General features: G+C 69.7%; 14 protein-coding genes and 1 pseudogene. 6 read left to right on the forward strand and 9 right to left on the reverse strand.

Features of this window, described 5'->3' with window-relative positions; genetic code table 11:
- Positions 1 to 44: 44 nt before the first annotated feature.
- Both TSB10GB4_RS05290 and TSB10GB4_RS05295 read left to right on the forward strand, forming a co-directional pair.
- A pseudogene (locus tag TSB10GB4_RS05290) lies at positions 45 to 701 on the forward strand (LON peptidase substrate-binding domain-containing protein); the annotation flags it as partial.
- 151 nt (positions 702 to 852) lie between these two features.
- Positions 853 to 1,056: a Trm112 family protein gene (locus tag TSB10GB4_RS05295; protein ID WP_186387646.1), complete on the forward strand. Its 204-nt coding sequence runs from the start codon at positions 853 to 855 to the stop codon at positions 1,054 to 1,056.
- Between the two features lie 90 nt (positions 1,057 to 1,146).
- Here the strand turns inward: TSB10GB4_RS05295 and leuB are convergent, their stop codons facing one another.
- From leuB to tsaD, 9 genes are all read right to left on the reverse strand, one after another.
- Positions 1,147 to 2,259 carry a 3-isopropylmalate dehydrogenase gene (leuB, locus tag TSB10GB4_RS05300; RefSeq protein WP_186394862.1) on the reverse strand — a complete coding sequence of 371 codons (1,113 nt, stop codon included), beginning with the start codon at positions 2,257 to 2,259 and terminating at the stop codon, positions 1,147 to 1,149.
- Between the two features lie 96 nt (positions 2,260 to 2,355).
- Entirely contained in the window at positions 2,356 to 3,315 is a 960-nt protein-coding gene (locus TSB10GB4_RS05305) for a threonine/serine dehydratase (protein ID WP_186394863.1), read from the reverse strand.
- 221 nt (positions 3,316 to 3,536) lie between these two features.
- Positions 3,537 to 4,706: a M20 aminoacylase family protein gene (locus TSB10GB4_RS05310; RefSeq protein WP_186394864.1), complete on the reverse strand. Its 1,170-nt coding sequence runs from the start codon at positions 4,704 to 4,706 to the stop codon at positions 3,537 to 3,539.
- Between the two features lie 145 nt (positions 4,707 to 4,851).
- Entirely contained in the window at positions 4,852 to 5,517 is a 666-nt protein-coding gene (locus TSB10GB4_RS05315; protein WP_186394865.1) for a methyltransferase, read from the reverse strand.
- Positions 5,514 to 5,936: an EVE domain-containing protein gene (locus tag TSB10GB4_RS05320; protein WP_186394866.1), complete on the reverse strand. Its 423-nt coding sequence runs from the start codon at positions 5,934 to 5,936 to the stop codon at positions 5,514 to 5,516. Before TSB10GB4_RS05320 ends, TSB10GB4_RS05315 begins: the two co-directional genes overlap by 4 nt.
- A gap of 3 nt (positions 5,937 to 5,939) precedes the next feature.
- Entirely contained in the window at positions 5,940 to 6,227 is a 288-nt protein-coding gene (locus tag TSB10GB4_RS05325; protein ID WP_186387652.1) for a YciI-like protein, read from the reverse strand.
- A gap of 115 nt (positions 6,228 to 6,342) precedes the next feature.
- Positions 6,343 to 7,362 (reverse strand): NAD(P)H-dependent glycerol-3-phosphate dehydrogenase, encoded by a 1,020-nt coding sequence (locus TSB10GB4_RS05330; protein ID WP_244296487.1) that lies wholly within the window; start codon positions 7,360 to 7,362, stop codon positions 6,343 to 6,345.
- Entirely contained in the window at positions 7,359 to 7,883 is a 525-nt protein-coding gene (locus TSB10GB4_RS05335) for an NUDIX domain-containing protein (RefSeq protein WP_244296489.1), read from the reverse strand. Before TSB10GB4_RS05335 ends, TSB10GB4_RS05330 begins: the two co-directional genes overlap by 4 nt.
- Entirely contained in the window at positions 7,880 to 9,046 is a 1,167-nt protein-coding gene (gene tsaD / locus TSB10GB4_RS05340; RefSeq protein WP_186394867.1) for a tRNA (adenosine(37)-N6)-threonylcarbamoyltransferase complex transferase subunit TsaD, read from the reverse strand. Before tsaD ends, TSB10GB4_RS05335 begins: the two co-directional genes overlap by 4 nt.
- A gap of 50 nt (positions 9,047 to 9,096) precedes the next feature.
- Between tsaD and hemC the strand changes: the two genes are divergently transcribed.
- The 4 genes from hemC (at position 9,097) to TSB10GB4_RS05360 (ending at position 14,790) form a co-directional block, all read left to right on the forward strand.
- Positions 9,097 to 10,032, forward strand: a complete 936-nt coding sequence (gene hemC / locus TSB10GB4_RS05345; RefSeq protein ID WP_208984456.1) for a hydroxymethylbilane synthase — start codon at positions 9,097 to 9,099, stop codon at positions 10,030 to 10,032.
- A 3-nt stretch (positions 10,033 to 10,035) separates the two neighbouring features.
- Positions 10,036 to 10,743 carry a uroporphyrinogen-III synthase gene (locus TSB10GB4_RS05350; protein ID WP_186394869.1) on the forward strand — a complete coding sequence of 236 codons (708 nt, stop codon included), beginning with the start codon at positions 10,036 to 10,038 and terminating at the stop codon, positions 10,741 to 10,743.
- A gap of 911 nt (positions 10,744 to 11,654) precedes the next feature.
- Positions 11,655 to 12,899, forward strand: a complete 1,245-nt coding sequence (locus TSB10GB4_RS05355; RefSeq protein ID WP_186394870.1) for a COG4223 family protein — start codon at positions 11,655 to 11,657, stop codon at positions 12,897 to 12,899.
- Between the two features lie 61 nt (positions 12,900 to 12,960).
- Positions 12,961 to 14,790 (forward strand): heme biosynthesis protein HemY, encoded by a 1,830-nt coding sequence (locus tag TSB10GB4_RS05360; RefSeq protein WP_186394871.1) that lies wholly within the window; start codon positions 12,961 to 12,963, stop codon positions 14,788 to 14,790.
- The last annotated feature ends 110 nt before the right edge of the window (positions 14,791 to 14,900 follow it).

Below are 14,900 nucleotides of genomic sequence, written 5' to 3' on the forward strand. Positions count from 1 at the left end.
GCGGGCCGCGGCCCGCCGCAACGCTTTCCAACGGGTGATCCGACATGCGCGCCGGAAACGCGATCTATTCCAATTTCTCCGACCTGCCGGCGACGGTGCCGCTGTTCCCGCTTGCCGGCGCGGTCCTGCTCCCCAAGGCGCAGATGCCGCTCAACATCTTCGAACCGCGCTATGTGGCGATGATCGACGCGGCACTGAGCGGCGAGCGGGTGATCGGCATGATCCAGCCGGACTTCGCCTCCGGGCGGGCCGAGGAGGCCGTGCCGCCGCTGGTCGGCATCGGCTGCCTGGGGCGCGTCATCGCCTTTCAGGAAACCGGCGATGGCCGCTACCTGGTGACACTCACCGGGATCGCCCGCTTCCGCCTCGAGGATGAGCTCGCAACGCTCACTCCATATCGGATCGGGCGCATCGCCTCCGCAGGCTTCGCCGAGGATTTCGCCACCGGCCTCGGCGAGGACAAGGTCGACCGCGACGGGCTGGTGAAGACGCTGCGCGCCTATCTCGACGCGAACGATCTGGAAGCGGATTGGGACAGCATCGACCGCGCCTCCACCGAGGTGCTGGTCAACGCGCTCGCGATGATGAGCCCCTATGGCCCGGCGGAGAAGCAGGCGCTGCTGGAGGCGCCGGACCTGCGTACCCGTGCCGAGACCCTGGTGGCACTGACCGAGGTCGACCTGGCGCGCCGCAGCCGCGACGACGGCGGGGTGACGCTGCAATAGCGCGGGCCGCCCCTGGCTCGCTACGCCTGGCCTGATGGTTCCCCCAGCCTGTTGCATTGCCGCGGGTGTCGTGGCAGCAATCGGCGCAGCAGCCGGGCTGCAAGGTCCGCACCGGAGAGAAGACGAGATGGCGAGCGAACCTGTCCACACACTCGACCGCAAGCTCCTGGAGCTGCTGGTCTGTCCGCTGACCAAGACAACGCTGGAATACGACGCGCAGAAACAGGAGCTGATCTCGCGTGTCGCAAAGCTCGCCTATCCGATCCGCGACGGCATCCCGATCATGCTGCCGGACGAGGCGCGCCCGCTTGACGATAGCGACACGGCCTGACCGGGTCGCACGCGGCAGGCTGAAACGACAAAGGGCCGGCCTCCCGCAGGAGCCGGCCCTTCGCAGTCGTATTGCAGAATTCCGCCTTGGTCAGGCGCTCAGTGCCTCCAGTTCGGCGACGATGGCATCGCCCATGGCCGCGGTGCCGATGGCGCTGTCGCCCTTGCCGGCGATGTCGCGGGTACGCAGGCCCTTGTCGAGCGTCGCCGAGATGGCCTTCTCCAGCAGGTCCGCTTCCTCGACGAGGCCGAAGGAATAGCGCAGGCACATGGCAAAGCTGGCGATCATCGCGATCGGATTGGCCGCGCCCTTGCCGGCAATGTCCGGCGCCGAGCCGTGCACCGGCTCGTAGAGCGCCTTGCGCTTGCCGGTTTCCGGATCCGGCGCACCGAGCGAGGCCGAGGGCAGCATGCCGAGCGAGCCGGTCAGCATGGCCGCGACGTCGGACAACATGTCGCCGAACAGGTTGTCGGTGACGATGACGTCGAACTGCTTCGGCCAGCGGACCAGTTGCATGCCGCCGGCATCGGCCAGCATGTGCTCCAGTTCAACGTCCTGGTAGCCGTCCGCGTGGGCCTGGGTCACCACCTCGTTCCACAACACGCCCGACTTCATGACGTTGCGCTTTTCCATCGAGGTGACCTTGCCGCGGCGGGTGCGGGCCAGCTCGAAAGCGGCGCGGGCGATGCGGTCGATCTCGTAGGTCTCGTAGACCTGGGTGTCGACGGCGCGCTTCTGGCCGTTGCCGAGATCGGTGATCTCCTTCGGCTCGCCGAAATAGACGCCGCCGGTCAGCTCGCGCAGGATCAGGATGTCGAGGCCCTCGATCACCTCGCGCTTCAGCGACGAGGCATCGGCCAGCGCCGGATAGCAGATCGCCGGGCGCAGGTTGGCGAAGAGCTCCATGTCCTTGCGCAGCCGCAGCAGGCCGGCTTCCGGGCGCACGTCATAGGGAACGCCGTCCCACTTCGGGCCGCCGACCGCGCCGAACAGCACCGCGTCCGACGCCATGGCACGGCCCATCGCCTCTTCCGAAATCGCCTTGCCATGCGCGTCATAGGCGCAGCCGCCGACGAGGTCTTCCTCGGTCTCGAAGCTGGCGGTGCCGCGCGCGTTGAACCAGCCGAGCACCTTCTTCACCTCGCCCATGGTCTCGGGGCCGATGCCGTCGCCGGGCAGGAGCAGCAGTTTGTAGGTCGTCATGGAAAGCGTATCCTCGTAGATTTTCCGGGAAGGGCGGAAGAGATGATCTTTCAGGTTTTTGCTAGAACGTCGCGCGCCGCTTGGCAAGCACGCGCCTCACCAGGCAGCGATGCTGCCCAGTTCGACATTGCCGCCGCAGACGAGCACGCCGACCCGTTCTCCCGGCGCCGGCCGGTAGGCGCCCGAGATCAGCGCCGCAAGCGCGGTCGCCCCGCCAGGCTCGGCCGCCACCTGCAACTCGGCCCATAGCCGCGTCTGCGCCTCGCGGATCGCCTCGTCGGTCACCAGCAGGCTCTCATCCACATGACCCGAGCAGATCTTGTGCACCAGATCGCCGCAGCGCCGGGCACCGAGACTGTCGGCGGCGAGGCTGTCGACCGGCACATCGACCGGCCGGCCCGCCTCCAGCGCAGCGTTGAGCGCGCGCGAACCTTCCGGCTCGACCGCAACGACCCGCACCTTGCCGGCCAGCCACAGCGCGCAGCCGGAAATCAGCCCGCCGCCGCCGACCGCGATCAGCACCGTGTCGAGATCGGGCACCTGCTCAAGCCACTCCAGCGCCACCGTACCCTGGCCGGCAATCGTGCCGGGCGCATCATAGGCGTGAATGTCCATCGCGCCGGTCTCTTCCCGGTGGCGGGCGCAGGCTTCGGCCGCATCGGCATAGCGCATGCCGCCCACATGCAGCCTTGCGCCGGACGCGCGAATGCGGGCGATCTTGGCGGGCGCGGAGGTCTCGGGGACGAAGATGTCGGCGGGGTGGCCGAGGACGCCGGCCGCATAGGCGACGGCCGCGCCGTGATTGCCGCCGGACGCCGCGGCAGCGCCCGCCTGCGGAACCTTGGACGACAGCAGCGTGTTGAAGGCGCCGCGCGCCTTGAAGGAGCCGGTGTGCTGGACAAGCTCCAGCTTCATCGACAGCGAGGCATCAACGCCGAAGCTGCCGGCGCCGCTCTCGACCACCGGCGTGCGGCGCACCCGGCCGGCGATCCGCAGGGCAGCGGCCTCAATGTCGGCGGCGGTGACGGAAAGACGCGTTGCGGCCGGATCGGTCATGACATGGCTCCGTGAGAACATGATTGGGCGGGCAAGTCGGGCAGGCCGGCGGCACAGCGCGGCCCCTGCCAGCAACCTTTCGGCGCGCCGTGCAACAGCCGCGCTTCGCCCGGCGGAAGATGAACCCGGTCGAGACGATCTGCGGTGCGGCGCGCTCCTGCGCGGCGAAGGGCGGTCCGGAAGCGGATGCGGGAAGGCATCTTCCCGCATCCGCTCCTGCGTCAGGTCGACGGCATCGCCGTCTCGACCAGCTTGACCCAGTAGGAGCAGCCCACCGGGATCAGTTCGTCGTTGAAGTCATAGGCCGGGTGGTGGAGGTTGGCGCTGTCGCCGTTACCGACGAAGATGAAGGCGCCCGGACGCTCCAGCAGCATGAAGGAGAAGTCCTCGCCGCCCATGGTCGGGGCAACGTCCGTCACCACATTGTCGTCGCCGGAGATCTTGCGGGCAATGCCGGCGGCAAATTCGGTCTGCTTCGCGTGGTTGATGGTGATCGGGTAGTCGCGCTTGTAGTTGACCTCGGCCTTGGCGCCGAAGGCGGCGGCGATGGTCGGCACGATCTCCTTCAGCCGCCTCTCGGCAAGGTCGCGGATTTCCGGATCGAGCGTGCGCACGGTGCCGCGCAGGCGTGCCGTCTGCGGGATGACGTTGTCGGTGAAGCCGCCGTTGAAGGCGGTGATCGACACGACGACCGACTTCAGCGGATCGACATTGCGGCTGGCGATCGACTGCACCGCCTGGATGATGTGAGCGCCGACCAGCAGCGTGTCGACCACCTCGTGCGGCTTGGCGGCGTGGCCGCCGACGCCCTCGATATCGATCTGGATGCGGTCGGCGGCGGCCATCATCGCGCCCGGGCGAATGTGGAAACTGCCGAGCGGCTCGCCCGGCATGTTGTGCATGCCGTAGACTTCCTGGATGCCGAACCGGTCCATCAGCCCGTCGTCGACCATCGCCTTGGCACCGCCGCCTCCCTCTTCGGCCGGCTGGAAGATGACGATCACGGTGCCGTCGAAATTGCGGGTCTCGGAGAGATACTTGGCCGCGCCGAGCAGCATAGCGGTGTGGCCGTCATGGCCGCAGGCATGCATCTTGCCCGGAACGGTGGAGGCGTAGGGCTTGCCGGTGATCTCGTCGAGCGGCAGCGCGTCCATGTCGGCACGCAGGCCGATCACCTTGCTGGAGCCGTTCGACCTGCCCTTGATGACGCCGACCACGCCAGTGCGGCCGATGCCGGTCACCACCTCATCGACCCCGAAGGCCTTCAGCTTGTCGGCGACCAGCTCGGAGGTGCGATGCGTGTCGTAGAGCAGCTCGGGATGGGCATGGATGTCACGGCGCCACTCGGTGATCTCCTCGGCGAGATCGGCGAAGCGGTTGATGATCGGCATGATGGTCCTCTGGTCTTGTCGGGAGGCGTATGAGACTGCGGCGCGGCCGCGAAGAGGCGCGTATCTGACGCCGAAAACGGGGACTTGCGCAAGTCCCGGGGCCAATATGCCGGTCGACTTTCCCCCATCCCGCCTCGCCGCTGCGTCAGGTTTCCGACGGCAGCAGCTCGTAGACGCTGGTGCGCTTGACCTCGTAGTCCTCCAGCGAGCGGTTCACCGGCACATCGAAGGTGGCAAGATGCTGCATCCGGTCCTTCGGCAGATAGGCGCGGCCCGGATCGCCGACGAGGACGCGGGAGCCACGGGCAAGCGCCCGGTCGGCCCAGGCCAGCACCCGGCTTGCCATCGGCTTTTCGTAGAAGACGTCGCCGGTCAGGATCACCTCGGCGTCGGGCGGGGCAAGGTCGAGCGGATCCTCGCCTTCAAGGGCGAAGCAGACCCCGTTCAACTCCATGTTCAACTGCGCGGCGGCGAGCGCGAAACGATCGATGTCGCAGGCCGTCGCCCGCGCCGCGCCCGAGCGCATCGCCGCGATCGCCGCCAGTCCCGAGCCGGAGGCGAAATCGTAGACGCTGCGGCCGGCGACCAGCGACGGTTCGTCGAGGATGTGGCGCGCAAGCGCCTGGCCGCCGGCCCAGGCAAAGGCCCAGAACGGCGGCGGCAGGCCGATGGCGCCGAGATCGTCCTCGGTCTTCTGCCACAGCGCCACCGCCTCGTCGGCCAGGTGCAGGCGGATCTCCGGCGCGTGCGGGACCGGATGGATCCGCGTGTTCGCCAGCACGAAGGCGCGCGGATCGACGGTCGCGCTCATGCGTCCGTCAGGCCGCCCATCTCGCAGACGATCTTCCACTCCTCTTCCGTCACCGGCTGCACCGACAGGCGCATGGACGTGACCAGCGCCATGCCGGCCAGCCGCGGCTCGGCCTTGACGTCGCCCAGCGTCACCGGCTTCGGCATGTCGCGGACCGCGCGGATATCGACGCATTCCCAGCGCGGATCGTCGGTGGTGCTGTCGGGATGGGCAAGCGCGCAGACCTCGACAATGCCGACGACCTCCTTGCCGATGTTGGAATGGTAGAAGAAGCCGCGATCGCCGAGCTTCATCTCACGCATATTGTTGCGGGCCTGGTAATTGCGCACGCCGTCCCACTGCTGACCGGCGTCGCCCTTCGCCTTCTGCATCTCCCAGGACCACGCGTCCGGCTCGGACTTGAACAGCCAGTAGCGCATGCTTCACGCCTCCGGGTTCTTGATGACCCAGTTCCAGGGCCGGATCTCGACGCTCTCGAAGAGGCCGGCGCGGGCATACGGGTCCTCGGAGGCGACGGCCAGCGCCTCGTCCCGGTTCGCGGCCTCGATCACCACCAGCGAGCCGGTCATGCCGCCGTCGTCGTTGAGGAACGGGCCAGCCGCCTTCAGCTTGTCGCCCATCGCCTTGAGGAAGGCGAGGTGGTCGGCGCGGTTGTCGAGGCGCGTCTGCAGCGCGCCCGGCTTGTCGGTGCAGATGAGGGCATAGAGCATCGGCGGGGCCTCCCGGTTCGGTTCGCGGTGAGCCGGCGCCGCGCGGGCGCCGGAGGATCATGCGGCATAGATACCCGGTTCGCACAGCTCCGCAAGCTTGGGCGGCGCTACCGCCTCAGCTTTCCCGGCGCAGCGGCCGGGCCATCAACTGTTCGAGCGCGTCATCGACGCCGATGCGGCCAGCCAGCACCTGCGCGACCGCCGCCGCGATCGGCATCTCGACCCTATGGCGGGCGGCAAGCTCGACGGCAACGGCGGCGGAATGCACGCCCTCCGCCAGCTTGCCGGTCGCCGCGAGCTCGGCCACCGTGCGGCCCTCGCCGAGCGCCATGCCGAAGGCGAAGTTGCGCGATTGGACCGACGAGCAGGTCAGCACCAGATCGCCGAGGCCGGACAGGCCGGTCAGCGTCTCGGGCCTTGCGCCCAGCGTCAGGCCGAGCCGGCTGAGTTCGGCAAAGCCGCGGGCGGTCAGTGCCGCCAGCGCGCTGGCGCCCCAGCCCTTGCCCGCCACCGCGCCACAGGCAATCGCCAGCACGTTCTTCAAGGCGCCGCCGATCTGCGCGCCGAGCGGATCAGTCGAGGCATAGGGACGGAACTGGCGGCTGGCGAGCGCCAGTGCCAGCGCATCGGCCAACTCGCCGTCTTCGGCGGCCAGCGTCACCGCCGTCGGCAGGCCGCGGGCGACGTCGGCGGCAAAGCTCGGACCCGACAGGATTGCCGCCCGGCAGCGGGGGGCGGCCTCGGCCAGCACCTGCGTCGGCAGCAGCCCGGTGTCGCGCTCGATGCCCTTGGCGCACAGCACCACCGGCAGGCCAGGTTGGGCGAGCGGGGCGATCGCCGCCCCCATGGCGCGCGTGGTCTGGGCCGGGGTTACCAGCAGCGCCGCATCGACGTCCGCGAGCGCGAAAGCAAGGTCGGTGGTCGCCGCCACCTTCGCGTCAAAAGCGATGCCCGGCAGATAGGTCGGGTTTCCCCGACCTTCGGCGATTGCCGCCACGATGTCGGCATCCCGCGCCCAGACAATAGCCTCGCGTCCGGCCCGCGCGGCGGTGAGCGCCAGCGCACTGCCCCAGGCTCCGCCGCCGAGCACCGCGATGCGGCGGATCTCCGGCGCCCTGTCCGCCGTCGCGCTCACCGGTCGATCCCCAGCCGGCGCGCCAGTTCGGCGAGCGGGGCATGAAAGCCGGTAAAGAAGCGGTCGGGGGTCAGCCGCAGCGCCTCGCCGACATCCATCCAGAACAGTTCGAAGCGGATCGGATCGCCGCCGGCCGACGGCGTCATCTCATAGTGCTCCCAGCGAGCCTGGCGCGTCTCGTTGCCCCGCAGCCGGCCATGGTAGAGCCGGCGCGCATGGATATCCCGGCCCTGGGCATTGTCGAACAGCACGGTCTGCTCGCACAGCGCATCAAGGGCGCGGGCGACCTCAAGCCCGGTTTCCTCGCGAAACTCGCGGCAGGCGGCGGCCAGATGGCTTTCGCCCGGATCGACCGTGCCGCCGGGCACCTGCAGCCCGACCTCCGGCTGGTCGGGCTGGCGGAAGACCAGCACCTCGCGCCCGGCCGTCAGGTAGATATATGCCTTGTGTTTCAGCCGATCGAAGCGCTCCGGCACGGCGTCGCACAGGACGCCCTCGAAAAAGCGGGGGTCAGCGGTCACGCCTTGGCTCCCTTGCGTCCCGATCCGATCACGGCGGCGGCCTCCACGTCCAGCGGCCAGCGCGGCCGTGCGGGTGCATCACGTTCATCCAGAACCTCGCCGGCGGCATGCGCCTGCGCAAGCCTTTCGATGCCGGCCCAGGCGATCATTGCGGCATTGTCGGTGCACAGGCGGCCTGGCGGGGCGACGAGACGCGCGCCGGCCTTGGCCGCCTCACCTTCCAACCGTGTCCGGATCGCCGCATTGGCGGCAACACCACCGGCGATCACCAGCACCGGCTCCGCATTCGGATGACTCTCGGCGAAAAGGGCGAGCGCCCGCCGGCTCTTTTCGCCGACCACATCGGTCACCGCCTGCTGGAACGAGGCGCACAGGTCCGCGACATCGGTCGGCGACAACGGCGCATTCGCCTCGGCGGTGGTTCGAAGAGCTGTCTTCAGCCCCGCGAAGGAGAAATCGATGCCCGGCCGGTCGAGCATCGGCCGGGGCAAGGGGAAGCGCGACGGATCGCCACTCCTTGCGGCCCGCTCCACCGCCGGCCCGCCGGGAAAGCCGAGCTGCAGGAGCTTCGCCGTCTTGTCGAAGGCCTCGCCCAGCGCGTCGTCGATGGTCGAGCCGAGCCGCCGGTAGCGGCCAACACCCTCCACCAGCAGGAACTGGGTGTGGCCGCCGGAGACCAGCAGCAAGAGGTAGGGAAACGGCAGGCCGTCGGTCAGCCGTGCCGTTAGCGCATGGCCTTCCAGGTGATTGATGGCGATGAGCGGCTTGCCGGCGGCCAGGGCGATGGCCTTGGCCGTCGTCAGGCCGACGATGACGCCGCCGATCAGACCGGGACCGGCGGTCGCCGCCACCGCGTCGAGATCGTCGAAGCCGACGCCGGCGTCCTTCAGCGCCGCCCTCACCAGCCCATCGAGGATGCGGATATGGGCGCGCGCGGCAATCTCGGGTACAACGCCGCCGAAGGCCTCGTGCTCGCCGGTCTGCGAGCGGATCACGTCGGACAGGATCTCGCGGCCGCCGTCCGGCGCAAGGCGCACCACGGCGGCGGCGGTCTCGTCGCAACTGGTCTCGATGCCCAGCACCGTCAGCGGCCCCGCAGGAGCGCTAGCAAGGGGGAAACTTGAGCCGGCCGCATTGGCCGATGCGCTTTCAGGTCTTATCATCGCGGTTCTGCCTAACGGACGCACCCCGCCTAACACCAGGGACAAGTTTCTTGCAAACAAAACATTCCGGCCTCCCCTTGCGCATCGGCACGCGCGGCAGCGCCCTGGCGCTCGCCCAGGCGCATGAGACCCGCGACCGGCTGATGGCTGCCCACGGCCTGCCGCAGGAAGCCTTCGAGATCGTCGTCATCAAGACCTCCGGCGACCGCATTCTCGACCGGCCGCTCTCCGAGGTCGGCGGCAAGGGCCTTTTCACCAAGGAGCTGGAAACGGCGATGCTGGAGGGGGAGATCGACATCGCCGTGCATTCCTCCAAGGACATGCCGACGGTGCTGCCCGACGGGCTCGAAATCATCGCCTTCCTGCCGCGCGAGGATGTGCGCGACGCTTTCATTTCACCGAAGGCCGCGCGGCTGGCCGACCTGCCGCAGGGCGCAGTGGTCGGCTCCTCGAGCCTGCGCCGCCAGGCGATGATCAAGCGCCTGCGGCCGGACATCGAAGTGGTGACCTATCGCGGCAATGTCCAGAGCCGGTTGCAGAAGCTCGCCGACGGCGTCGTCGACGCGACGCTGCTCGCCAATGCCGGCCTGCGCCGGCTCGGCCTTGCCCATGTCATCACCTCCTTGCTGGAGGTGGAGGAATTCCTGCCGGCGGTCGGCCAAGGGGCGATCTGCATCGAGGCGCGCGCCGACGACGCAAAGACGCGCGAGATGATCGCCACCATCCATGACGGAGAGACCGAGACCTGCCTTGTGGCCGAGCGCGCCTTCCTGCGCGAGCTCGACGGCTCCTGCCGCACGCCGATCGGCGGGCTGGCGCGCCTTTCCGGCGACCGACTGGTGCTGGAAGGGCTGATCCTGACGCCGGACGGGCGCACGGTGCACGAGACCCGGCGGGAGGGGACGGCGGCCGAGGCCGAAGCGATGGGCCGCGATGCCGGCGCCGAGCTGAAGCGCCGCGGCGGTCCGGACTTCTTCGCGTATTGAGCCATGGCCCATGTTCTGGTGACCCGCCCGGCGCCCGCCGCCGACCGCAGTGCCGCCCGCTACCGCGCGGCCGGTCACCAGGTCTATGTGGCCCCGCTCCTGGCCTTTGCCCGGCTCGATCCCGGGCCGGATGCCGTGCCGCCGGCAGAGGGGCTGGCAGCGATTGCGGCGACCAGCGCGAGAGGCGTCGAGGCGGCCCTGCCGCTTCTGTCGCCTGCCCACTATGCCCTGCCGCTTCACGCGGTGGGAGAGGCGACCGCTCGGGCGGCGCGGGTCGCCGGCTTTGCCGAGGCCCACGCGGCGGACGGCGACCTTACGGCGCTCGCCGCAGCGCTGAAGGCAGGTGTTCCGGCCGGCGGCGTGGTTCTGCATCTTGCCGGGCGTGACCGTTCGGGCGACCTTGCCGGGCTGCTCGCACCAGCCGGACTCGCCTGTCGGCTGGTCGAGCTCTATGCGATGGAACCGATAGGCAGCTTGCCGCAGGAGATCCGTACGGCCCTGTCAGCGCATACGGAGCCGGTGCTCGCGCCCGTCTATTCCCGCCGCTCCGCCCAGGCGCTGGCCACGGCCCTTGCCGCATGGGCCGATCGACCGCCGTTCCGCTTTCTCGCCATTTCAGCGGAAGCGGGCGAACCGCTGGCCGATCTCGGACCGGTGGAGGTGGCGAAAACCCCGGACGAAGCGGGGCTGCTGGCGCTGCTGCCGGGGTGACGCCACCCGGCTGACGCCTCTTTCGAAGCTGCGGCGAAACTCCCTTCGGGGCAAATTTGTTTTGCACCGCAAGAGCGGCGAACATAGACAAAGGGGTGAGGGGCAAGGACGCCGCCGGACGCGCTATACTGGCCACGTGCCGAGAACCGGCCCCGGTGAAGGATCGAAGGGAGAGACCGTTCATGGCTGCCGACAGCAAGAAGCCGGACCTCAGCAGCACCGCTTCGAAGACCGCTGATCCAAAAGCGGGCAACCCGAAGCCGGCGACCGACACCAAGGCGGCCGCGGCCACTGGGGCGGGCCGCAAGCCGGTGACCATCGACCTGCAGGCAAAGGAGGTCGGCGCAGCGAAGGCCGGTTCGACATCGTCCGCGTCCTCCGCCAGCTCTTCCGCTTCATCTGCCGCCGCCGCGCCATCCGCATCTTCAGCGGGTGCCAGCTCCTCCGCAAAGCCGGCAAGCGGCGCAACCTCCTCCCCGTCCGCCGGCAGCGCGAAGCCCTCGAGCGCCCCCCCCTCGCCGGCAACCGCCTCGACCGCATCCGGCTCGGGCAGCACGCCCCCCGGCAGTTCGCAGGTCCCGTCCGGGTCTTCGGGTCCCTCTTCCGTCTCCTCCTCGACCACCGGCGCGAAGCCGGCCTCGGCGGCGACAACTTCCGGATCCTCGCAGTCGGCGGCCGCCACATCTTCTGCATCGTCCCCGACCGCATCCTCGGCATCTGCCGGTGGGAGTGGCCCTGCCGCAAGCGCCGGGACCGCAACCACGGAGACGGCAAAGCCGACCTCCTCGACAACGCCCTCGGCTGCGAGCGCGGCGTCGAAGCCTCCACGCGACAAGCCGGCCGCAGCCGGCGACGCAAAGTCCTCGACCGGCTTCGGCGGCCTGCTCGCCGCCTCGTTGATCGGTGGGGCCGTGGCCCTTGGTGGCGTCTGGGGCGCCAATCAGGCCGGGCTTCTGTCCTCCGGCGCTATCTCGACCGAGTTTCAGTCGGCATTGACCGCAGCGCAGAGCCGCATTTCCGGCCTCGAGACGCAACTTGCCGGCCTGGCCGAGCGGGAAACGCCATCGGCTGCGGTCGAGGCGGGCCTGAAGGCCGCAGAAAGCCGCATCTCCGACCTGGAGGCCGCGTTGCGAGACACCGGTGCTGCCCCGGACGCGGCTACGGGCGCCTTGCCCGAGGAAGCCACGGCCCGCATTGCCGAGATCGAGACGGGCCTCGCCGAGTTGCGCCGTTTCGTCTCCTCCGGCGGGGCTGGCGAGAGCGCCGGTCTGGCCAGCCTGCAGGAAGCCCAAGATACGCTGGATGCCGCTCTCAAGCAGGTCTCCGACGATCAGCAGGCGCTGACCGCCCGCCTCGGCGAACTTGCCGCCAAGCTTCCCGACACGTCGGACCTCTCGGGCGGCCTTGCCGAGCTGCGCGATCGCGCCACCACCCTCGGCCAGGACCTGGAGGACTTGAAAGGGTCGCTCACCGGTCTCAGGCAGGAGCTCGACACGCTCTCGAACGGCCAGACCTCGCTGGCCGCGCGGGTGGAGGAAGGCGTCGCCAGCCTGACCGCACGCCTGACGGCGCTGGACGACCGGCTGTCGCCGGTGGAGGCCCGCATGGGCGATGTCAGCGCGCGGGAGACCGCAGCCCGGGCCGTCGCCGTCTCGTCCTTGCGCGCGGCGATGGACCGGGGCGAACCCTATGCCACCGAGCTTGCCGCGGTCGCCTCGGCCTTGCCCGAGGGCACCGACCTGTCCGCACTGACGGCGCGGGCGGACCGCGGCGTTCCCACGCGCTCAGTGCTGAAAGCGAATTTCCCGGCCGTTGCCCGCACCATGGCCGCGGAGATCGACGCCCCCGCCGATGGCGACCTCGTCGGCGGGCTGCTCGCCAATGCCCGGGCGCTCGTCTCGATCCGGCAACCGGGCGAGAGCGATGCGGCAACGCCGCAGGCAGCACTCGGCCGCATGGAGGCGCGCGTCGACAGCGGTGATCTCGCCGGAGCGCTGACTGCCTACGAGGAACTGCCGCAGACGGTGCGCGCCGCCGGCGCGGACTGGGTCGCAGATGCGCGGGCACGGCTTGCCGTCGACGCGTTGATGGACCGGGTAACCGGCGACGTGCTGAAATCGATGGGCGGATCGGCCGCGCCCGCCGCATCGAACTGACAAGCGCCGCGCCAGGTACGCGCCAACCGCCGGGCAACGAGCCGCCGGGAGTAGAGACGACATGATCCGCTTGCTGATTTTCATCGCCCTGATCTTCGCAGCCGCACTTGGCATGGCCTGGATCGCCGACCGGCCAGGCCTCGTCACACTGGACTGGCAGGGCTATCGGATCGAGACCGGGCTGATGACCGCGGCCGTGGCGCTGCTGGCTTTGCTCGCCATCGGCATCTTCCTGTGGAACCTGGCGCTGTTGCTGATGCGCTCCCCCGGCCTTGTCGGCCGCTTCTTCCGCCGCCGCCGCCGTGATCGCGGATATGATGCCCTGTCGAAGGGCATGCTGGCACTCGGCGTCGGCGATGCTGCCAGCGCCTCACGCCATGGCGGCGAGGCGGCAAAACTGCTCGGCCACGAGCCGGCAGCCGCGTTGCTGCTCGCCCAGAGCGCCCAGCTCGCCGGCCGCCACGAAGAGGCGCGCGGCCGCTTCGAGGCAATGCTGGAGGACCCGAGCCTCAGACCGGTCGGTCTGCACGGGCTCTATGTCGAGGCGGAGCGCGTCGGCGAGCCGGTCGCCGCCCGTCACTATGCCGAAGAGGCGGCGAAGCTGGTGCCGGGCCTTGCCTGGGCCGGCCGCGCGGTGCTCGGCTACCAGGCCGTCGCCGGCGACTGGGCCGAGGCAATCCGCTCGCTGGAGCGCAACTACGCCGCCAAACTGGTCGACAAGAAGACCTTCCGGCGCCACAAGGCGGTGTTGCTCACCGCCCAGGCGCTGGAACTGGAGGACCGCGATCCCGACCAGGCCAAGGGGCTGGCCTCCGAGGCGCATGGGCTCGCGCCGGACCTGGTGCCAGCCTCCGTCGTCGCGGCAAGGCTTGCCACCCGGCGCGGCGACATTCGCAAGGCGATGAAGGTGGTCGAGGCCACCTGGAAGCTCTCTCCGCATCCGGACCTGGCCGATGCCTATGCCCATGCGCGCACGGGCGATTCTGCGCTCGACCGGCTGAAGCGCGTCAAGGCGCTGGCGGCGCTGCGCGCCCACAATGCGGAAGGCGCATTGGCGCTGGCGCGCGCCGCGCTGGAAGCCTCGGACTATGGCCTCGCCCGTGCCCAGCTCAAGGCGGCGATGACGCTGGAGCCGACCCGCCGCGTGTTCCTGCTGATGGCGGAACTGGAGGAAAGCCAGCACGGAGACCGTGGCCGCGTGCGCGAGTGGCTCGCCCGCGCGGTGCGCGCGCCCGCCGATCCGGCCTGGGTCGCGGATGGCGTGGTCAGCGAGACCTGGGCTCCGGTCTCCCCGGTAGATGGCCGGCTCGACGCCTTTGTCTGGACCTCGCCCCCCGCCATGCTCGACCATCACGACACCTCGCTTGAAGCGCTGGATGAGGCGATGTTCGAGGCGCTGCCTGCGCTCGCCGCCTCTATACCCGCGACACCGGAGGAGGTTGCCGCCCTCAACGCCGGCCCGGCAGTCGAGGTCCTGCCGGCCGATTCCGCGTCGGTCAGTGAACCGAAAGCACCCAAGTCCACGGCAGAGGAGGCGAAGCCTGCCGCAGCCGAACCGGCGGCGCTAGCGCCGGACGCGGGTTCCGCAGAGCCTGCACCGGCCGCACCCACTCCTGAACCGGATGCCCTCAAGCCGGACGCTTCCAAGCCGGAGGCCCCCGGCGGCAAGGCAGCGGCTGTTTCAACCAGCAGCACCGCGCCCCTGCCGGCGGCGACCGTCGCCCCGCCGAGCAACACAAGCGGCGCCGATGCGAAGGGCGCCGCGACCAGAGAGCCGGATCTGGCGCGACCGATCGAGTTTCCGTTGAAGCATATGCCCGACGATCCCGGCCCGGATGCCGGCGAGGATGTTGAGCCGGCAAAGAAGCCCGGCTACCGCTTCTTCAACTGACGGCGGTCCCCGGACATGCCCGCCGCCGCGTGCGCAGGTCCATCCGGCCACGGGGTCGAGGACGAGAACGGAAAGGGGCGCGGATAACACCCGCGCCCCTTTCTGCTTTT

The organism is Stappia sp. TSB10GB4, assembly GCF_900185745.1.
Classification (GTDB): domain Bacteria; phylum Pseudomonadota; class Alphaproteobacteria; order Rhizobiales; family Stappiaceae; genus Stappia.